Raw genomic sequence first — 18,610 nt, 5'->3', positions numbered from 1 at the left:
TACCCCGGATTAATTACAAGTAATCTTGATTGGTAAACATAAAAAAAGCGTCCCGTTTAATCAGGGCGCTTTTTTTATTATTGGCGATTCTTATTTCAAGCCTAATTTTAACTTCACAGCAGCCATCAGGTCATCAGCATCAGGAGATACCAATAAAGTGATCTGTGATGAATCTAATACGTAAGCATAACCTTTTTCTTTAGCTACTGCCTGTACAGCCTGAGTAGCTTTATCAATAAGGGGTTTACCTAATTCCTGCCTTTTAGCGTCAACTTGTTGCTGGGCATTATTTTGGTAATCGTTCATACGTTTTTGAATATCCTGCAATTCGCTTTCTTTAACGGCACGTACTGCATCGGTCATGCTTGCCCTTTTTGATTGGTAGTCCTGACCTTTTGTTTGATACTCATTGTTCATAGTGGTCAATTGATCAATGAACGTTTTCTGGTAAGCCTGGATAGACGCTGTCACAGTTTTAGTTTCGGGCATCAAATCAATCAGCTGATTGAAGTTGATGTGGCCGATTTTAGTCTGAGCATTTGCAAAGCTGCCCGCAAATAATAAACCTACTGCAACCAAGGCAACTTTAAATAGTTTTTTCATTTTCCTTTTTCTGTGTTTAAATAATAGTTCGATTTATCTTAATTCAAATTATTTAGCAAATACTCCCGGCTTTAATCCTAACCTGGTTATAACATCCGCGCTTTTATCATATCGCGGGCTTGCATATAACATAATCACCTCGCTGTTTTTGTCAAAAATCATATCCAGGTTATCGCCTTCAGCAACTGCTTGTACAGCTTTAGACACCCTATCCTGAATTGGTTTAATCAGCGCTGTGCTTCTTTGCGAAAGCTCACCATCCGGGCCAAACTTCTGGCGTTGAAAATCTTTCGCCGCCTTCTCTTTATCTACAATTTCGGCCTCACGGCGTTTCTTCATGTCAGGGGTCATCAGCACCTGATCGGCCTGGTAGGCCTTATACAAACGGTCAATTTCCTGAAAACGGCCATCAACCTCTTTTTGCCATTGATCAGATAATGCAGCCAGTTGCTTTTGTGATGAGGCATACTCAGGCATGTGCTTTAATATATACTCCGAGTCAACATAAGCAAAACGTTGCGCATAAGCTCCTGCAAAAGCAGTTAACGTTAAAAAGGCTACTAAAATTATCTTCTTCATAAATTCGGTACGCAAATTAATTAAATCCGCCGGATAAACTCTGAGAAATTGTAAAATGGAACTGGCCTTTATTTGCATCCGGTTGTCCCGGTATTTTGTCAAAGCCATAGCCATAATCTAACCCAAGCAAGCCAAATATAGGTAAAAATATCCTTGCGCCCACACCTACCGAACGTCTTACGTTAAACGGATTAAACTGGCTAAACTGGTTCCACGCATTACCACCTTCAGCAAATGCTAACAGGAAGATAGTTGCCGACTGGCTTGCAATAACCGGGTGACGAAGCTCCAGGGTGTATTTATTGTAGATAGCGCTACCGGTGTTGGTATTCTGATTTTCGTTTGAACCTTCAGGCACAATCGAGAAGTTTTGGTAACCACGTAAACCGATGATCTCGCTACCTTGTAAAAACTGGTAGCTCTGCATACCGTCGCCACCCAATTTAAAGCGCTCAAACGGTGAAGGACCTACTTCGTGGTTGTACTGACCAAGGAAACCGAACCTCACTTGCGACATCAATACAAACTTACCTACCAGTTTAGAGAACCATTGCGCGTCATATTTAAATTTATAATACTCAACAAAGTGGTAACGCTGCTCTGGAGTAGCAATACGGTAGTTGATGTTATTAAACAATGAATATGGCGGCGTAGCCTGGATAGTTAGCTTAATGTTTGAACCCTGTGTTGGGAAAATCGGCGCATCTATCGAGTTGCGTGTCAATTCCTGGGTTAACTTGATATTATAAGAGGTACCGTTTGTAAACAGGTAACCGGTATAGTTATCAAGGCTATAATGGTCAAAGTTAAGTGAGTAGTTTAACTGGAAGTAGTTATCTGGCCATTTCAAACGTTTACCCAATGTAACACCCACACCATTAATACGCAGGTTGTTATAGTAAGGGCTTGATTTTGGATAGTACTGACCGGTTGAACTTCCCTGGGTATAAGCTGATAACGCAAAGTAGATTGGTTTTTTACCACCTAACCATGGCTCAGAGAATGTGAACGAGAAGTTTTGATAAGTACGACCGCTTGACTGTCCCCTTAAGCTCAGTTTCTGGCCATCACCTTTTGGCAGTGGTTTGTAAGCTTTAAGGTGGAATATATTACGGATGGAGAAGTTATTAAAGGTTAAACCTAAAGTACCTACCAGCTGGCCACCACCAAAACCGCCCGAAAGCTCGATCTGGTCTGAAGGTTTTTCAACTACGTTATAAACCAAGTCAACAGTACCATCCTGCGGATTGATATTGGTTGGCTTAGGCTCGGTTTTTTGCTCATCAAAGTTACCCAGCTGACCAATTTCACGCGCACTGCGGATCAATAGCTCTTTGTTGAATTTTTGACCAGGTTTAGTCTGGATCTCGCGCATCACCACTTTATCGTTGGTAACATCATTACCTTTTAACATAACGCGGTTAATGGTATACTGTGGGCCTTCGTAAATCCTCACATCAACATCAACAGTATCATTATATACCCTTGTTTGTACCGGATCGGCATTGAAGGTTAAGTAACCATCATTCAAATAAAGTGATGAAACGTCATCGTTACCCGGAGTTGGGCCACTTAAACGTTTGTTCAGCTCATCTTCGCTAAATACGTCGCCTTTCTTAACATGGAGAATCCTGTTTAACAGATCAGTATTATACTTAGCATTGCCCGAAAACTTAACATTACCAAAGTAATATTTAGGGCCTTCGTATACTTTAAGTTTTACGTTTACAGTTTCATCATCGTGTTTCCAAACAGAATCGCTCAGGATTTCGGCATCGCGGTAGCCCCTGCCCTGCATTTTTTCTATCAGGTTCTGTTTATCTTCTTCGTATTTATCCTGCTTAAATTTCTTTGAACCAAACAGGTTATACCATTTACGCTTACGGGTTTTACTTAAAAATCCGCGCAGGGTACCTGTGCTAAATGCCTTATTGCCTTCAAAAATTACATCGTTAATTTTAACCTTTGTCTTTTTATCAATGGCAACATCCAAAATAACGCTGTTAACATCACCCTGATCTTTACGCTGGGTGATGGTAACTGTAGTATTTAAGAAACCTTTTTCGTTAAAATGCTTTTTAATAATAGCAGTTGTTGTACTGATGAGGTTTTCGTTTACGATCTTGCCCACACGGTCGTTCAGTTTTTTCTGAACGTCTTCAATCTCGCCTTTACGAATACCGGTCAGATGCATCCGTGATAAACGCGGACGTTCAGATACGGCAATCTCCAGGTAAACAGTATCCATATTAATTTTCGTGATGTTTAACTGAACATCATCAAATAAACCTTGTTGGTATAAGGTTTTAATTACCTCGGCATTACGCTCACCCGGAAGGTTGATACGATCGCCTTTGGTTAATTTGGATAATTGGATCAGGATGTCTTTATCAAGATATTTTGCGCCACTAACAGAAATACCACCAATAATATAATCTTTAGGATTAAGATAACTTAAACTATCAGCCGGTATCGATTTTGACAGTGTAGGCCTCGGCCCGTTGGATATCTGGGCGAAAGCCGTAGTAGCCAAAACCGAGAAAAGAATAGCAAAAAGAAATTTATACATTCGAATATTTTAGTGGGCTAAAAATAATTTATACAGTTGTTAAAATTTGTTAAAAGTAAAAATTTAGTTCACCTGCTCGCTTGTTAGGCCAAAACGGCGCTCACGTTTCTGGAAATCAATCACTGCTTCATACAGGTCTTCCTTCCTGAAATCGGGCCATAATTTAGTTGTAAAATACAACTCGGCGTAGGCAATCTGCCATAATAAATAATTACTGATACGGTATTCACCACTGGTTCTGATCAGCAGCTCGGGGTTCGGCATATCGCCGGTAAAAAGGTTTTGTTCAAAAACCTCTTCATTAATATCATTCACATCCAGCTCGCCATTTTTTACTTTTATAGCGATATTTTTTGCTGCGCTCACAATTTCACGGCGCGAGCTGTAACTCAAAGCCAGCGTAAGCACCACGCCTGTATTGCCTGAAGTTGTATCGATAGCACTATTAAGTTCGCGGAGACATCTTTCGGGCAACATATCCAGATCGCCTATGGCGTTAAGTTTGATGTTATTTTTCATAAAACCGGGAACTTCTTTATGAATGGTAGTTACCATCAGCTCCATGATTGCCATAACCTCCAGTTTAGGACGGTTCCAGTTTTCGGACGAAAATGTATATAACGTGATATATTTAATACCCAACTTATCGGCACCCTCAACAACATCCCTAACAGATGTTACACCGCTGTGATGGCCAAATATTCTTAGTTTGCCTTTGCCTTTTGCCCAGCGCCCGTTGCCATCCATAATGATAGCCACGTGTTTTGGTAGTTTCGACAAATCAATCTGATCCAAATAATCCATATTACTCATTATCAAAAACCACCCCGTACAAACACACTCGTGTAAAATTTTCCATCAATACTTATGGTCTGCTATATTCGGTTGTTAGACTAATCAATTAAAAATTAACCCTATCTGCCATTTTTGCCACGCAAATTGACGGATTTTTCAGGGTACAAAGGTAAAACTTACTTTGTATTTTTTTAGTATCCCGCACTAAAAGAAAATGTTATTGCGAATAATACATTAAAACAAGCTAAACAGCTGTAAAAACCATCATTTTTCATAATATTTAGGATAAAATAAAAAACCGGCAGCTATTATCTGTTTGATAATAAAAGCTGCCGGCCATGAAAAGTGACCTGTAAATTTGCTTACAATAGCGTTACACTATTATATTCCTTTTTGTTTAAGCGCATCAACATCTTCGGGTTTAATATCAACTATGGCGTATTGCTGGATACCTGTAATAGCCAGCTCATCAAGCGTGCTCACCAAATTGCTGTATTGCGATTTTTCGCCGGGCTTTACCAGTACAATCATGGATTTTCCTGTTTTATCATGTACCTTCTTATTTACATCGATAAGGGCTTTGCGGATACCATCAGCATTAAAATCTGTTATCGAGGGCGCGATAATCGGATTTTTGAGCTCGCCTAAAAAGTATATTGCCTTATTATCCTTACCGAGGCATACTGTTAAGGTACGACTGGCTCCTACTGCTTCACTTTGCTCCCCCACCGGCATGGCCAGGTCCATTGCCTTTGATTTGGCTAGTGTGGTGGTCATAATAAAAAAGGTAATGAGCAGGAATGCCAGATCGACCATTGCAGTAAGATCAACACGGGCGTTTATTTTTTTTCGTTTGTGTTTTCCGCCGCCATTTTGGGGAGATGAATTTAATTCGGCCATGACTTTAAGATTTAAGGTTAACAATTAATCACAATACTAAATTACAAAACACAACACATAAACAGAATTAAATATTGTATTTTAATTTAAAAACGAATTAAATATTGTTTTATTATCCAAAAAGACATAATAATTCCAAGGCGGATCCATGCTGTACCCATGAGACTTAGCCGATTAGAAGTAACAATTAGCCGTTACGAAAGTAAATGAGATGGTAAAATTGAGAAAGAAGTAAGTATCATGCGATTTGAAATCACCGCGTTGGGAACCAATAGTTCCGGTATAAACGCCGGTCTTTTCACCCGAGCGGTCAGAAAGTACAGCGGCAAGCGCGCTCATTTTGGTTTTATCGGCGTATACTCCACTTACATCATCAAGATAATCGGTAAAGGCATAGCGATATCCCATATCGGCCATGATCGTAAATTTACCCGAAAGATTATACTTAATGCCTAAACCATAGGGAATCACAACTGTATTGTTGCCATATGGTTTCAGCTGCCCCTCGGTTTTAAGCTGCCTTAGGCCAACTTCTCGGCCATGATAATCCTGCGCCCTGGGGGCATAAGATGTTACGCCTATACCTGTAAATATATATGGTGTATATTTATTTCGTCCGGCATCGGGAATATAATTCATGAAATTAAATTCGCCGGTAAGGCTAACCTCACGCAACTGATCTTTAAAATTGAGGTTACGTTCGCGAAACTGAGGATAGCCGGAACGGTTGTCATAAGCTGAGATAGTGCCAACGCCTACATTAAGCTTAGCCGAAAAATAGCCGTCGAAATTTCTTTTACCAAATATGCCTGCTGATACGCCACTTATTTTGACAGGGTTATTGGGGTTAAGATCACCAATATAGCCTGCACCACCTATCGAGCCGCCTATTTCCCAGGTTTGGGCCTGCAGCTGATAAGTTAAAAACAAGAATATCGCTAAAAGTAGATATTTAGGCATTAATCAAATTTAGTAGTTACGGGCGTCAAGACCCCAAAGCAGTTTATTTCTTAACGTAGTTAAGTAACTTTCATTACTAAGCCGTATTAAATTTAACTGAAAACTGGCCTTTTGTACATGAAACTTAACTGTTTGATCCAAAACTTCTGTCCGCGAATCGCATGAAATGATGTAATTGGCACTCCGGCTTTCAACCTCGAAGCAAAGCTTGCTCGTATCCGGGATCACTATAGGCCGCACGTTAAGGTTATGCGGTGATACAGGGGTTACCACAATACTGTTTGACTGCGGAAAAATAATAGGGCCACCGCAGCTTAACGAATAAGCCGTTGAGCCGGTTGATGTAGAGATAATAAGCCCATCGCCCCAGTATGAATTTAAAAATTCATCATTTAAAAACACATGGGTTATAATCATGGCAGCATCATCGCGCTTATGGATAGTTATATCATTAAGTGCGAAATTATTACTGCCAAAAACGTTAGGGTTTGAGTCGACAGTGAGCAGCTCCCTGCAATCGCAGGTAAATTGCCTGTTTACCACAGCATGAATAGCCGCGGTAATATCGCTTTTATTAACACTGGCTAAAAAGCCAAGGCGCCCAAAGTTGATACCTATAACAGGGATCCCCGAATCGCGGATCAAGGTAACCGTATCAAGCAGGGTTCCGTCACCACCAAGTGTTATAAAAATATCGATAAAACCTTTCAATGTTTCGGCCGGGCGCAATACTTTATATTGTACTGTGGTTAGCTTATCCTGCAAGTATTCGTGAAGTTGCTGATGCACGTAAATATCAACACTGTGTTGTGCAAGGCTATCAAAAACCTGCTGTATAAAAGGTAAAACAGATGGCTCATTAAATGGCCTGCCGTAAACTGCTATTTTCATTTTTTAAAAAAGCGAATATCGAACTTTGAAAGTACATTAATGCAGCAAGGCATAAATAATTAATACCGGCACAACCATTACATTCCAATTGCCTCCTGATTTGCCTGTTATATGAACTATACCTCTATAAAGACAAACCCCATGCTATTGTTTGCTTATATTTCCGAATACGGGCGATTTAATTGCTTTAACAGATAAATAACTTCAAAGTAAAATAATTAAGTTTAACTATTTTGGCCTATCTTACAGATATTAAACAACGGTTATTTATATATGGATCAAACCTTTACACAAAAATTATCCCATATACAGTCAATTGCAGATGAACTTCCCTCGGCCCTGATCATACATGAGGTTGAAACTTTGCAGATAGTGTATATGAACAGTGTAGGCCTTAATATATTGGGTACAACGCTTAACGAGTTAAAGGCTATGGGGCCGGAAACCTATCACATAAAATATTTCAACACCGAAGATAGCGACGAATACGTGCCTAAAATATTACATCTTATAAAAAGCCGCACCCAGGACCATGTATCTTATTTTCAGCAGGCCCGCGCCTCACAACATGCAGAATGGCAGCTTTTTGTTAGTACCACAAATGTTTTTTCCCGTAATGAAGCAGGCGATGCCACTCACATTTTAACTTTGGCCAGCATGCTGGATCCTGTTCACCACATCACTACCAAAGTGAACCGCCTTATGGACGATATCTCGTTTTTAAGGCAAAACAACCTGCTGTTTTTAACCCTTACCCGGCGTGAGAAAGAAGTGTTGAAATACATAGCCATGGGCATGAGTTCGGCAGAGATAGGCACCAAACTGTTTATTGCCCCAGCCACCGCCGAAACCCATCGTAAAAACATCAAGAATAAGTTGCGGTTAAAAAATCACTATGATGCCGTGCGGTTTGCACAAGCTTATAATTTGGTTTAGTCTCAAGTCGGAAGTTCTGAGTCCTAAGTCAATAATTTAAATTGCAGATATCCGACTTCGGGCTTAAGACTACAAATTAAGATAATTCATGAGCGAATCATACCTGTCGCGGGCGGTATCGTTGATATCTTTGTGATTGAAGGTGGCTTTGATATCATATTCATACCTCAGGAAACTGGCTATGATGCCAGAAATATCCTGCTTATTGATTTTAAGCGTAACCTCCATCCGGGTTGAATCGGGGAAAGACTGAACGTAGGAGCTCAGGATCTGCGCATTATCCGACTCAACTATCTGAGCCATGTGCGCCAGCGAATTATTTTTATTATTAATCTCGAGCACAATGATCCCTCCCGGCTGTGCTACCGAGGTTATCTGTGCAAAATATTCTGTAATGGCGTTAATGGATATCAGGCCAAGGTAATTGCTTTTGGCGTCAAGCACCGGTACAACAGTTAGCTGCTGTTCGTAAAACAAACGGATAACATCATAAATATGCTGATCTTCCAGTACGTACGGATTCACCAGCGAAAGTGCCAATGATCCTATTGGCGCCTGGTAATCGCTTTCGCCTATAAGGTCATCCTCGGCAAGCAACCCTAAAAACTGCTCTTCGTTTACAATAGGCAAATGCCTGAGGCGAAACTCAACCATACGGTCCAGCACTTTCTGAATAGAATCAGAGGTGTGTACCGGTGGTATCGAGTCAGCTATCAGGTCAAGTGCTATCATCTACGCATTTACTTTGGTCTCTAATTTAGTTAAAAACTGCTTAAGTAAAACATTAAATTCTTCAGGATGCTCCATCATTGGGGCATGACCGCATTTATCAATCCAATGCAGCTCTGAATCCGGAAGCAATTCGTTAAATTCAACAGCTACCTCTGGCGGCGTGATCTTATCATTACGGCCCCAGATCAAAGATACCGGGATAGTGATCTTATGCAGATCTTTTTTCATATTATGCCTGATGGCCGATTTTGCCATCGCCAGCAAGCGGATCACCTTATGCCTGTCGTTAATGGTCTGGAAAACATCCTGCACCAGGTCATCAGTAGCTATAGCCGGATCGTAGAAAGTGAACTGCACTTTTTCGCGCACAAAATCTATACTCTCCCTACGTGGAAATGAACCACCAAAGGCGTTTTCGTATAGGCCCGAACTTCCGGTTAAAACCAACGCTTTTATATTTTCGGGATGTGTAGTTAAATAAACCAGTGCCACATGTCCGCCAAGCGAATTGCCAAGTAAAGTAATATTACTAAGCTTTTTAAATTTTATAAACTTATGTACAAATTTCGATAAACTTTTCACCCCGGTGCTAATCAGTGGCATGTCGTAAACCGGCAACATGGGGATAATAACCCTGTACTTTGATTTAAACTCGTTAATAACTCCATCCCAATTACTCAACGCCCCCATTAAACCATGCAGCAGTAACAGCACTTCTCCTTCGCCCTCATCGATGTAACTAAAACCGTGTTCCTCTTTAAGCACGAACTCCATATAAATATCAAAAATTAATTTCTAAATTATCCTATACCAAATTCACTTTCAGTATAAATTCCCGTTATTCCGCTGCAAAATTAGTTTATTACCAACGGCATTTAGCAAGTATAGTAATTATTTATCAATGTAGTAATGTTAAGCTTTTATTAAACAAGTTAACATTAAAACAACATAAACATTTAAAAAGCTCAGTAATAATTGAATGCCGATTGCTTAGCCCAGCAACTGTTTAACTACCTCTGATATTGTTTTGCCATCGGCCTTGCCAGCAAGTTCTTTACTGGCCATACCCATTACACGGCCCATATCTTTTACCGATGTAGCACCTATCCTGCCAATGAGTTCTTCAAGATAACCTTCAATTTCAAACTTGCTCATTTGTTGCGGAAGGTACTCTTCAATAACCAGCATTTCGGCTATCTCAACCTGGTAAAGATCATCACGATTTTGCTCTTTATAAATATCTGCCGACTCTTTACGCTGTTTTACCAGCTTTTGCAATACTTTGATCTCCGCGTCTTCGGTAAGTTCATCAGCAGCACCTTTTTCGGTTTTAGCTAATAACAATGCCGATTTAATGGCACGTAAGCCCTGTAAACGATCTGCCTGCTTGGCAAGCATAGCCAGTTTAATGTCCTGGTCTATTTGTGTAATTAATGACATATCTTTAATTAGTGAATTGTTTTTGATGTGCAAATTTACCCCCTGAATATCGTACCCGCATTTGCCTGTGCTGTTGGCATGATCAATATATCATTGATGTTAACATGCGCCGGGCGCGATGCAATGAACCATATAGTTTCGGCCACATCTTCGGCTGCAAGCGGTTCAAAACCTTCATATACCTTTTTTGCACGTTCCTTATCCCCTTTAAAGCGTACTTCCGAAAACTCGGTTTCAACCGCACCCGGATGTATCGCCGTAACCTTAATACCGTGTGGCAAAAGATCAATCCGCATACCTTTATTTAGGGCGTCAACAGCATGCTTGGTAGCGCAATATACGTTTCCGTTGGCGTAAACTTCCTTACCGGCAATTGAACCCAGGTTTATAATATGACCTTTGCCATTCGCTATCATCCAGTTTGATACCACGCGGCTTACGTACAGTAAGCCTTTAATATTGGTATCAATCATGGTTTCCCAATCGTCGATATTACCTTTTTGAATAGGATCAAGTCCCTGGCTTAAGCCTGCATTGTTAACCAACACGGTTACTCTCTTCCATTTTTCGGGCAAGGCCTCCAGGTTACTGATGGTATCCTCGCGGTTACGAACATCAAATGATGAAATCGCGACTTCTACATTATATTTATCGTTCAGATGTTTGGCCAGCTTCTCCAGCCGCTCCAACCGCCGACCGGTTAATACCAGATTATATCCCTCGCGGGCAAAAACGTGTGCGCATGCTTCGCCAATGCCGGCGGTAGCTCCTGTAATTAAGGCAATCTTACTCATAGGTTTGATAACTATAAACAGCGAAATTATGTTTTTTAGTTTGAAATATTGTCGGTTGGGAGTAAGGTTGTTTTTGAATGTAAGTTAAAACATTCTTCCCCTATCAAAATCTGAAAAGATATCATAAACGAATTGTCATCCTGAGGAACGAAGGATCTTCTTCGCCTGGCATAGTGACTCTTAATATTGAATAAGATTCTTCGCTACCGCTCAGAATGACAGGCATTTTTAATTATAATTTATGCTTCTCTCCTACTCAAAAATCAGACTGAACATAATAGTATGTAAACCCAACCTGCTAAGAGGCGCAGAATATGGATTATTTTCGCTGACCAACACGTTACCTATCGAATTAGAGATCTTGATTTCGGGCGAAAGTTTGAAAAATTCAAAGTAGATATCACAACCTACACCTGCTTCATACGAGGCGTAGCCGCTAACATTTTTCACCAGTTTTTCGGAAAGATCAAGATTGGCATCTGAGTTTTTCTTAGAGCCGATGGTCTGACTATATTTCAATCCACCAACTACGTAACCTCTGAAATCGCCCAATCTGTCTGACTTTAATTTTATTTGCAGGGGTACATCAACCGAAGTGGTCTGCACTTTTTTATCTACATCTTCCGATGGGTCAACATATGAATAATGCAGGTATCTGTCGGCAAAAATTAATGACGGCGTGGTGCGTACTTCCAGGTGCTCGGTAAGCCTGTACCTTGTTAAAAAACCCACACCAAAGCCTGATGAATTTTTTGAGCTGATGCTATTGAGCGGCCCTTTAATTTGCACACCGGTTTCATCTAAAAAAGGGCGACGAAAATAGGGTTGATTAACGATTTTGAAATCGCTGCTTACATAAGTAAAACTAAAGCCAAAGCTCAAATCCTGCTGATCGGCACCGCCCCCCCATGCAGGTACACGCTGAGCAAGCAGTACATTGCTGCTAAATATCAGTACAACTACAAGCAGGTAACGGTTTATAATCATTTAATACCGGTGTATATTGAACAGATACCAAACGTTAAAGGCCTGCATTTGGTATTTTTAAAGCCTACTTTATCCATCAAAGCCACAAAAGAAGGTCCATCAGGAAAAGCTGCTACCGACTCGGGCAGGTAACTATAAGCCCTCGCATCCTTGCTAAACAACTTGCCTATTCCTGGTGTAATATAGCTGAAATAAAAATTATATAGCTGCTTTATCGGGAATACCTTGGGTTTAGAAAACTCAAGCACCACTACTTTGCCACCGGGTTTAAGTACGCGGTTGATATCTGCAAGACCTTTCTCCAGGTTTTCAAAATTGCGGACACCATAAGCTACGGTAACTGCATCAAACTCCGCCCCTTCAAAAGGTAGTTTTTCCGAATCGCCCAGCTTTACACCAAATTTATCGCTTAAACCGCGTTTTGTTATTTTTTGCTCTGCAATATCAAGCATGCCCCTTGAAATATCAACACCAATAATTTTTTCAGGTTTCAAGATAGATAAAGCCTCAAAAGCAAAATCGCCTGTGCCTGTAGCAACATCCAGTATCAGTTTTGGTTTATCCTTTTTTAACTCGTTGATGGCTTTTTTTCGCCAGATGATATCAATACCAAGCGACATGAAATGGTTCAGGAAATCATATGTTTTTGATATATTATTAAACATATCCGCTACCTGTTCTTTTTTGGTAGCCTGCTGGTCATGGTACGGTGTTATGGTTTTGCTCATCGCGGGCAAAGATAATGATTGTATACTGAATGCTTTAATATTAAGACAGCCGAAAAATGAATACTGAAACAGCGCTGACAAGTTAACTCACCCCGACATCGCTGCCCTCGTCACCCCTCTCTGCTTCGCAAAGAGGGGACTTTATTCTTTATTTTCTTTTCCCTCTTTGCGGCGAAGCCGAAGAGAGGGTGGTCCAGCGAAGCGCGGACCGGGTGAGTAAACTATACACCAGGAAGTTATTACCCCGATATTAAGTTGCCCTGATTATGTAAATGTTAAGTCAATTCATTATTTTTAGAAACCAATTATTGCCGGCATATGCCGGCAAATCACATTTAAAATTTGCTTCCTTATCCTTATGAAAGACGAACAAGAATCCTCGCGCCGTAGTTTCATTAAAAAACTAACCACTGCAACAGCGGCCGTAGCTGCCGGATCGGGCCTTTTGGCCAACCAAAGCCAGGCCAAAACTTTTTCTATCCAGAAACGCCTTGTAGGCAACAGCCCTAACGACCAGGTAAACATCGCCCTCATTGGCGCCGGTGGCATGGGCACACAGGATACAATTACCGCACTTCAGGTGCCAGGCGTAAAACTGGTAGCCGTTTGCGACTTGTATGACGGCCGACTGAAAGATGCCAAAACCCGCTGGGGCGCCGACATTTTTACTACCCGGGTTTATAAAGAGATCCTGAACCGCAAAGATATCGACGCGGTGATCATCGCTACTCCGGATCACTGGCACCAGCAAATTTCTGTTGATGCCATGCATGCCGGTAAACACGTGTATTGCGAAAAACCAATGGTACATGCCATTACCGAAGGCCCCGCGGTGATCAAAGCTCAAAAGGAAACCGGCATGATTTTCCAGGTGGGCAGCCAGGGTGTATCTTCATTAGGTAATGAAAAAGCTCATGAGTTGTTGAAAAGCGGAGCCATTGGCGAATTAAATTATGCCGAAGGTTTTTGGGCGCGAAGAGCACCGCTTGAGGTTTGGCAATATCCTATCCCAGAAGACGCATCGCCGCAAACCGTTGATTGGGAAACTTACATCAGCAACACCAAGAAACGCCCGTTTGATGAGAAACGCTTTTTCCGCTGGAGAAATTATACAGATTATGGAACAGGTATGGCAGGAGATCTTTTTGTCCACCTTTTTTCGAGCCTGCATTTTATAACCGATTCTGTTGGCCCTAATAAAATTTACGCTTCGGGCGGTTTACGTTTCTGGAACGATGGCCGCGAAGTGCCTGATGTGCTTTTAGGAACTTTTGATTATGGGAAAACACAGGCTCATCCGGCTTTTAACCTTTCATTAAGGTGCAACTTTGTTGACGGCACCAGCGGCACTACCTATCTCAAACTGGTAGGCAGCGAAGGCTCAATGGATATAACCTGGGACAAAGTAACCTTAAAACGCAACAAGATATTAGCTTCTGATGATCCGTTTTATCTTGATAAGCTCAAAAAAGCGGGAAGCGGCTACGCCGAACGTAAAAAAATGCTTCCGCCCGAAGAAATTGTTTACGATGCCGAAAAAGGGTACCTCGGCGGACCATATGATCACATGAACAATTTCTTTACAGCCATCCGTAACAAAGGCAAAGTAACCGAAGATGCCATATTTGGCTATCGTGCCGCAGCGCCTGCCTTGTTATGTAACGATAGCTATTATAACAATACCCCTATGTTCTGGGATCCTGAAAAAATGCAGCTTATCAAAAAATAACCGTTCACAGCAAATACCTTATTATGAAACAACAACTCAAAAAACTCGGCTTAGTAATGGCTGCCGCGGGTTTGGTTTGCGTACAAACGTCGGCCATTCCTGTTAACGACCATAAACCGGTTAAACAGGCTACCCCTGCAAAAGGTGGCTGGGTAAACCTTTTTGACGGTAAAACGCTAAAAGGCTGGCATGGCTTTAATAAAAAAGGCCCGGTAAAAAACTGGACCATTATTGATGGGGCCCTCGTTTGTCTTGGTGCGGCACAGGGCGATACCGGCAGCGATATTGTAACCGATAAAGCCTACACTAATTTTGAACTTTCATGGGAATGGAAAATAAATAAAGGCAGCAACAGCGGCGTGATGTACCATGTAGTTGAGGATCCTAAATATCACGCGAGCTATGAAACCGGCCCCGAGTATCAGATCATTGACGATGCCGGCTGGCCTGATAAACTGGAAGATTGGCAAAAAACCGGCTGTGATTATGCTATGTACTTGCCAAATGCTTCAAAAAAAGTAGCCCCTGTTGGTACCTGGAACACCAGTAAAATCGTTTTCAATAACGGGCATGTTGAACATTGGCTCAATGGCAAAAAGATCATTGCTTTTGAAGCCTGGACCGACGACTGGAAAAAGAAAAAAGCCGAAGGCAAATGGAAGGATTATCCGGATTATGGCACAGCAAAAACAGGTTTGATTGCCTTGCAGGATCATGGTCACAAAGCCTATTTCCGGAGCATTAAAATAAAGGAATTATAAAGCATTATAACTTTTTGCTTCGTGCCTGCGTATAACAGTTTTTTAAAAGACTCATTGCGAGGTACGAAGCAATCCTTAACAGCAGGCAACCATGCAATATCGCCGGCAGTGGATTACTTCGCCGTTCCACCTCCCAATGATCGGGAAAGAAATAATCTTTTGATCCCCCGTTGCAAATATAACCCGCAATGAGTTTTTTTGTTTGTTTTTATCTGTTAATTAGCGAGTTGTAACAAATTTTCTATATTTAAACGGCGGGTAAACATCGTTAAATCTCCATTTTCATCTACCGGCCATTCTTCTTTTGGCCTATCCCAATAAAGCTCAACACCATTTTGATCAGGATCGTTCAGATAAATAGCTTCAGATACCCCATGGTCAGATGCGCCTGTGATTTGATAACGCACATCGATCAACCTTTTGAGTATAAGGGCGAGGTCTTTTCTTTCAGGATATAAGATAGCTGTATGATATAATCCCGGTGCATATTCCGGAGCCGGTGAAGCGCTTTTGCTGTGCCAGGTATTTAAGCCTATATGGTGGTGATAACCGCCGGCCGAAATAAATGCAGCCTGGTCGCCGTACATCACCATTTTTTCAAACCCCAGCAAACCGCAATAAAAATCAAGGGATTTTTGGAGGTCGCTCACTTTTAAATGAACATGGCCTATGCGGGTTTGAGCGGGTATTTTATAATCGTTCATAATATTACATGTTTAAACATTCAAATTTACCTATTATTGCATTACTTTTTGTTTTCCTATTGTAAAACAAGCTTATAAATAAGCGGAGGCAATTTACACATGGGTATTACAACAGTGAACGCATTAAGTAAAAATACTACCTTTGCAGAATGATCGTAAAATCGGCCGAATTTATTTGCAGCAATAGCCAGGTAAGCAAGTTACCGCCACCCATTAAGGCAGAGTATGCTTTCATAGGGCGCTCAAACGTGGGCAAATCATCCCTTATCAATACCTTAACGGGCAAAAAGGGGCTTGCCAAAACATCGCAAACTCCCGGTAAAACGCAACTGATAAATCATTTTTTGATTAACGAGAGCTGGTACATTGTGGATTTGCCCGGCTATGGTTATGCCCGTGCCTCCAAAACCGAAAAAGCCAAATGGGATAAGTTTATTCATACATACCTGGATAAACGCGAAAGCCTGCAATGTGTAATGGTACTGATAGACAGTCGCCTGGAGCCGCAAAAAATCGACCTTGAATTTTGCAACTGGCTTGGCGAAAAAGGCCTGTCATTTGTGCTGGTGTTTACCAAGGCTGATAAACAATCGAGCGTTAAAACCGATCAAAGCATAGCCAAATTTAGAAAAGCTTTAATGGCTACATTTGAAGAAGCACCACGGTTTTTCATCACATCGTCTGAAACACAGCTGGGCCGCGAGGAAATCCTGGAATTTATTGATGTAGTAAACCAGAATTTTGAAGTGCCAGCATTTTTGGGTTCCCCCTCTTGAGAATAACAAACAATGAAAAAATACTTATCCTTAGTAACTTTTGCCCACACCATTTTTGCTATGCCGTTTGCATTTATCGGCTTTTTTTTGGCGGTGACTACAACCCAATATCATTTTGACTGGCTTAAGCTGGTTTTAATGGTACTGTGTATGGTATTTGCGCGCAACTCGGCCATGGCCTTTAACCGCTACCTGGACAGGGATATCGATATCCAGAACCCCCGTACCAAACAGCGTGATATCCCGGCCGGAAGGATTACACCGAAAGCGGCTTTAACATTTGTTATTATTAACTGCTTGTTGTTTATTACAGCAACCTGGTTTATCAATAAACTTTGCTTCTTCCTGTCGCCGGTGGCTTTGTTTGTGGTGATGGGTTATAGTGCTACCAAACGTTTTACGGCGCTGTGCCATTTGGTTTTAGGTTTGGGTTTATCACTTGCCCCTATCGGAGCTTACTTGGTGGTTACCGGTCAGTTTGCTATTACTCCAATATTCTTTTCATTATCTGTATTATGCTGGGTAAGCGGCTTTGATATTATCTATGCTTTACAAGATGAAGACTTTGACCGCAGCCAAAACCTGCACTCTATCCCCGCTTACCTGGGTAAGGTGAATGCGTTGAGGCTCTCTACCTTTTTACATGTGCTTTCGGCTGTCTTTATCATGATGCCGGCTATCGAAACACATGTAGGCTTCTTGTACTATATCGGGATAGCGTTCTTTTGCGCTATGCTGATTTACCAGCACCTGCTTGTAAAACCAAACGACCTGAGTCGCGTTAACTTTGCGTTCATGACAACCAATGGCATTGCCAGCGTAGTATTTGCCGTATTGTTCTTGCTCGACAGGATATGGATACACTAAGCGCCCTCAACAAGTTCAGGAAGTATTTTGAAAGCTTTGTTCCGCTTAATGACGAAGAGTGGCAGGCTTTATCCCAATATTTAATGGTAGATCCGTTAAAAAAGAAAAAGTTTTACGTAGAGGCCGGTAAGGTCTGCGATCAGATCGGCCTGGTTGTAAAGGGATCCGCACGTTATTACCACGTTAAGGATGGAGAAGAAATAACAGGCTATTTCAGTTTTGAAGATGAAATGCTGAGCTCATACAAAAGTTTCCTTACACGTACTCCTGCTGTAAACTATATTCAGGCACTTGAAGATTCAATCATCGTAAACCTGAGCCACAAAAACCTGCAACAAGCATGCATGAATGAGTTGCTCGGTTTTAAGATGGAACGTTTTGGCAGGTTAATAGCCGAGCATTACCTTATTTGCTACGAAGAACGTGTAACCTCATTCATTACCCAATCTCCCGAAGAACGTTACAGCCAGCTCCTCGAAACCGGTGGCGAAGCACTGTACCGAATTCCGCAACATTACATTGCCAACTTTTTAGGCATTACCCCGGTTTCGCTATCGCGGATCAGAAGAAGGATCATGAAGATAAGCGCTTGATTTGAGGTGAAAGGTCAAAGGCGAAAGGCGAAAGGTTTTTTTTAAAAGCTGGAAGCAAAAAGTCGAAAAGAAAAAAGCCCAAAGCTGAAGGCTTAAAGCACAAAGCAAATAAAATTCAAAAATCCATTTAAATTCGAAATCGAACATCCGAATTCCGAAATCAAAGTAAATCCGAAATCGAACATCCGAATTCCCTTAATTCCTTATCTTTTGTTAACGTTTTGATTTACAAAGGGCACCTACCTTTGTTATACACAAAACGAAAA

The 18,610-nt window shown here is 41.3% G+C and carries 20 protein-coding genes; 6 read left to right on the top strand and 14 right to left on the bottom strand.

Going from position 1 to position 18,610, the window contains the following annotated elements:
* Positions 1-90 precede the first annotated feature (90 nt).
* The 7 genes from DUL71_RS01490 to DUL71_RS01460 all read right to left on the bottom strand — a co-directional run bounded on the left by DUL71_RS01490 (position 91) and on the right by DUL71_RS01460 (position 7,297).
* Positions 91-603 (bottom strand): OmpH/Skp family outer membrane protein, encoded by a 513-nt coding sequence (locus DUL71_RS01490; RefSeq protein WP_114936423.1) that lies wholly within the window; start codon positions 601-603, stop codon positions 91-93.
* A gap of 48 nt (positions 604-651) precedes the next feature.
* Positions 652-1,182, bottom strand: a complete 531-nt coding sequence (locus DUL71_RS01485; protein WP_112567108.1) for an OmpH/Skp family outer membrane protein — start codon at positions 1,180-1,182, stop codon at positions 652-654.
* A gap of 16 nt (positions 1,183-1,198) precedes the next feature.
* Positions 1,199-3,751 (bottom strand): outer membrane protein assembly factor BamA, encoded by a 2,553-nt coding sequence (bamA, locus tag DUL71_RS01480; RefSeq protein ID WP_114936422.1) that lies wholly within the window; start codon positions 3,749-3,751, stop codon positions 1,199-1,201.
* A 63-nt stretch (positions 3,752-3,814) separates the two neighbouring features.
* Positions 3,815-4,555, bottom strand: coding sequence for an isoprenyl transferase (locus DUL71_RS01475; RefSeq protein WP_114937435.1), 741 nt, complete (start codon positions 4,553-4,555; stop codon positions 3,815-3,817).
* Positions 4,556-4,927: 372 nt separating this feature from the next.
* Positions 4,928-5,446 (bottom strand): ExbD/TolR family protein, encoded by a 519-nt coding sequence (locus tag DUL71_RS01470; protein ID WP_114936421.1) that lies wholly within the window; start codon positions 5,444-5,446, stop codon positions 4,928-4,930.
* 174 nt (positions 5,447-5,620) lie between these two features.
* On the bottom strand, positions 5,621-6,406 hold the full coding sequence (gene porG, locus DUL71_RS01465; protein WP_114936420.1) for a type IX secretion system protein PorG: 786 nt from the start codon (positions 6,404-6,406) through the stop codon (positions 5,621-5,623).
* 9 nt (positions 6,407-6,415) lie between these two features.
* Positions 6,416-7,297 carry an NAD kinase gene (locus DUL71_RS01460; RefSeq protein ID WP_114936419.1) on the bottom strand — a complete coding sequence of 294 codons (882 nt, stop codon included), beginning with the start codon at positions 7,295-7,297 and terminating at the stop codon, positions 6,416-6,418.
* A gap of 273 nt (positions 7,298-7,570) precedes the next feature.
* On the opposite strand from DUL71_RS01460, the gene DUL71_RS01455 reads away from it, so the two are divergent.
* Positions 7,571-8,233: a response regulator transcription factor gene (locus DUL71_RS01455; protein WP_244228676.1), complete on the top strand. Its 663-nt coding sequence runs from the start codon at positions 7,571-7,573 to the stop codon at positions 8,231-8,233.
* 69 nt (positions 8,234-8,302) lie between these two features.
* Here DUL71_RS01455 and DUL71_RS01450 read toward each other — a convergent pair whose 3' ends face one another.
* The 6 genes from DUL71_RS01450 to ubiE all read right to left on the bottom strand — a co-directional run bounded on the left by DUL71_RS01450 (position 8,303) and on the right by ubiE (position 12,914).
* Positions 8,303-8,965 carry a CBS domain-containing protein gene (locus tag DUL71_RS01450; protein ID WP_114936418.1) on the bottom strand — a complete coding sequence of 221 codons (663 nt, stop codon included), beginning with the start codon at positions 8,963-8,965 and terminating at the stop codon, positions 8,303-8,305.
* Entirely contained in the window at positions 8,966-9,739 is a 774-nt protein-coding gene (locus tag DUL71_RS01445) for an alpha/beta fold hydrolase (RefSeq protein ID WP_114936417.1), read from the bottom strand.
* 216 nt (positions 9,740-9,955) lie between these two features.
* Positions 9,956-10,405, bottom strand: a complete 450-nt coding sequence (locus DUL71_RS01440; protein WP_091172583.1) for a GatB/YqeY domain-containing protein — start codon at positions 10,403-10,405, stop codon at positions 9,956-9,958.
* A gap of 35 nt (positions 10,406-10,440) precedes the next feature.
* Positions 10,441-11,199, bottom strand: a complete 759-nt coding sequence (locus DUL71_RS01435; protein WP_114936416.1) for an SDR family oxidoreductase — start codon at positions 11,197-11,199, stop codon at positions 10,441-10,443.
* 252 nt (positions 11,200-11,451) lie between these two features.
* A complete protein-coding gene (porT, locus tag DUL71_RS01430) occupies positions 11,452-12,186 on the bottom strand; it encodes a type IX secretion/gliding motility protein PorT/SprT (RefSeq protein WP_114936415.1) in 735 nt (244 codons plus the stop codon).
* Positions 12,183-12,914, bottom strand: coding sequence for a bifunctional demethylmenaquinone methyltransferase/2-methoxy-6-polyprenyl-1,4-benzoquinol methylase UbiE (gene ubiE, locus DUL71_RS01425; RefSeq protein ID WP_114936414.1), 732 nt, complete (start codon positions 12,912-12,914; stop codon positions 12,183-12,185). Before ubiE ends, porT begins: the two co-directional genes overlap by 4 nt.
* Before the next feature lie 358 nt (positions 12,915-13,272).
* Between ubiE and DUL71_RS01420 the strand changes: the two genes are divergently transcribed.
* Entirely contained in the window at positions 13,273-14,643 is a 1,371-nt protein-coding gene (locus DUL71_RS01420; RefSeq protein ID WP_114936413.1) for a Gfo/Idh/MocA family protein, read from the top strand.
* 23 nt (positions 14,644-14,666) lie between these two features.
* Complete coding sequence (locus tag DUL71_RS01415; RefSeq protein ID WP_114936412.1) at positions 14,667-15,404, top strand: 3-keto-disaccharide hydrolase; 738 nt, start codon at positions 14,667-14,669, stop codon at positions 15,402-15,404.
* 215 nt (positions 15,405-15,619) lie between these two features.
* Here the strand turns inward: DUL71_RS01415 and DUL71_RS01410 are convergent, their stop codons facing one another.
* Positions 15,620-16,108: a VOC family protein gene (locus tag DUL71_RS01410; RefSeq protein ID WP_114936411.1), complete on the bottom strand. Its 489-nt coding sequence runs from the start codon at positions 16,106-16,108 to the stop codon at positions 15,620-15,622.
* A 149-nt stretch (positions 16,109-16,257) separates the two neighbouring features.
* On the opposite strand from DUL71_RS01410, the gene yihA reads away from it, so the two are divergent.
* The 3 genes from yihA to DUL71_RS01395 are packed head-to-tail and all read left to right on the top strand — an operon-like array spanning position 16,258 to position 18,344.
* On the top strand, positions 16,258-16,884 hold the full coding sequence (gene yihA, locus DUL71_RS01405; RefSeq protein ID WP_114936410.1) for a ribosome biogenesis GTP-binding protein YihA/YsxC: 627 nt from the start codon (positions 16,258-16,260) through the stop codon (positions 16,882-16,884).
* Positions 16,885-16,896: 12 nt separating this feature from the next.
* Positions 16,897-17,751 (top strand): UbiA-like polyprenyltransferase, encoded by an 855-nt coding sequence (locus tag DUL71_RS01400; RefSeq protein ID WP_114936409.1) that lies wholly within the window; start codon positions 16,897-16,899, stop codon positions 17,749-17,751.
* The gene (locus tag DUL71_RS01395; RefSeq protein ID WP_114936408.1) at positions 17,739-18,344 is read left to right on the top strand and encodes a Crp/Fnr family transcriptional regulator; all 606 of its coding nucleotides are present in this window, start codon (positions 17,739-17,741) and stop codon (positions 18,342-18,344) included. The genes DUL71_RS01400 and DUL71_RS01395 overlap by 13 nt, the downstream gene beginning before the upstream one ends.
* Positions 18,345-18,610 lie beyond the last annotated feature (266 nt).

The sequence above is a fragment of the Mucilaginibacter endophyticus genome (assembly GCF_003351025.1).
GTDB lineage: Bacteria > Bacteroidota > Bacteroidia > Sphingobacteriales > Sphingobacteriaceae > Mucilaginibacter > Mucilaginibacter endophyticus.
This window is presented reverse-complemented; position numbering and strand designations above follow the sequence as displayed.

Excerpts from the sequence above, each read along its gene's own strand:
- DUL71_RS01490 (WP_114936423.1), bottom strand. The coding sequence starts at position 603 with ATGAAAAAACTATTTAAAGTTGCCTTGGTTGCAGTAGGTTTATTATTT.
- DUL71_RS01485 (WP_112567108.1), bottom strand. The coding sequence starts at position 1,182 with ATGAAGAAGATAATTTTAGTAGCCTTTTTAACGTTAACTGCTTTTGCA.
- bamA (WP_114936422.1), bottom strand. The coding sequence starts at position 3,751 with ATGTATAAATTTCTTTTTGCTATTCTTTTCTCGGTTTTGGCTACTACG.
- DUL71_RS01475 (WP_114937435.1), bottom strand. The coding sequence starts at position 4,555 with ATGGATTATTTGGATCAGATTGATTTGTCGAAACTACCAAAACACGTG.
- DUL71_RS01470 (WP_114936421.1), bottom strand. The coding sequence starts at position 5,446 with ATGGCCGAATTAAATTCATCTCCCCAAAATGGCGGCGGAAAACACAAA.
- porG (WP_114936420.1), bottom strand. The coding sequence starts at position 6,406 with ATGCCTAAATATCTACTTTTAGCGATATTCTTGTTTTTAACTTATCAG.
- DUL71_RS01460 (WP_114936419.1), bottom strand. The coding sequence starts at position 7,297 with ATGAAAATAGCAGTTTACGGCAGGCCATTTAATGAGCCATCTGTTTTA.
- DUL71_RS01455 (WP_244228676.1), top strand. The coding sequence starts at position 7,571 with ATGGATCAAACCTTTACACAAAAATTATCCCATATACAGTCAATTGCA.
- DUL71_RS01450 (WP_114936418.1), bottom strand. The coding sequence starts at position 8,965 with ATGATAGCACTTGACCTGATAGCTGACTCGATACCACCGGTACACACC.
- DUL71_RS01445 (WP_114936417.1), bottom strand. The coding sequence starts at position 9,739 with ATGGAGTTCGTGCTTAAAGAGGAACACGGTTTTAGTTACATCGATGAG.
- DUL71_RS01440 (WP_091172583.1), bottom strand. The coding sequence starts at position 10,405 with ATGTCATTAATTACACAAATAGACCAGGACATTAAACTGGCTATGCTT.
- DUL71_RS01435 (WP_114936416.1), bottom strand. The coding sequence starts at position 11,199 with ATGAGTAAGATTGCCTTAATTACAGGAGCTACCGCCGGCATTGGCGAA.
- porT (WP_114936415.1), bottom strand. The coding sequence starts at position 12,186 with ATGATTATAAACCGTTACCTGCTTGTAGTTGTACTGATATTTAGCAGC.
- ubiE (WP_114936414.1), bottom strand. The coding sequence starts at position 12,914 with ATGAGCAAAACCATAACACCGTACCATGACCAGCAGGCTACCAAAAAA.
- DUL71_RS01420 (WP_114936413.1), top strand. The coding sequence starts at position 13,273 with ATGAAAGACGAACAAGAATCCTCGCGCCGTAGTTTCATTAAAAAACTA.
- DUL71_RS01415 (WP_114936412.1), top strand. The coding sequence starts at position 14,667 with ATGAAACAACAACTCAAAAAACTCGGCTTAGTAATGGCTGCCGCGGGT.
- DUL71_RS01410 (WP_114936411.1), bottom strand. The coding sequence starts at position 16,108 with ATGAACGATTATAAAATACCCGCTCAAACCCGCATAGGCCATGTTCAT.
- yihA (WP_114936410.1), top strand. The coding sequence starts at position 16,258 with ATGATCGTAAAATCGGCCGAATTTATTTGCAGCAATAGCCAGGTAAGC.
- DUL71_RS01400 (WP_114936409.1), top strand. The coding sequence starts at position 16,897 with ATGAAAAAATACTTATCCTTAGTAACTTTTGCCCACACCATTTTTGCT.
- DUL71_RS01395 (WP_114936408.1), top strand. The coding sequence starts at position 17,739 with ATGGATACACTAAGCGCCCTCAACAAGTTCAGGAAGTATTTTGAAAGC.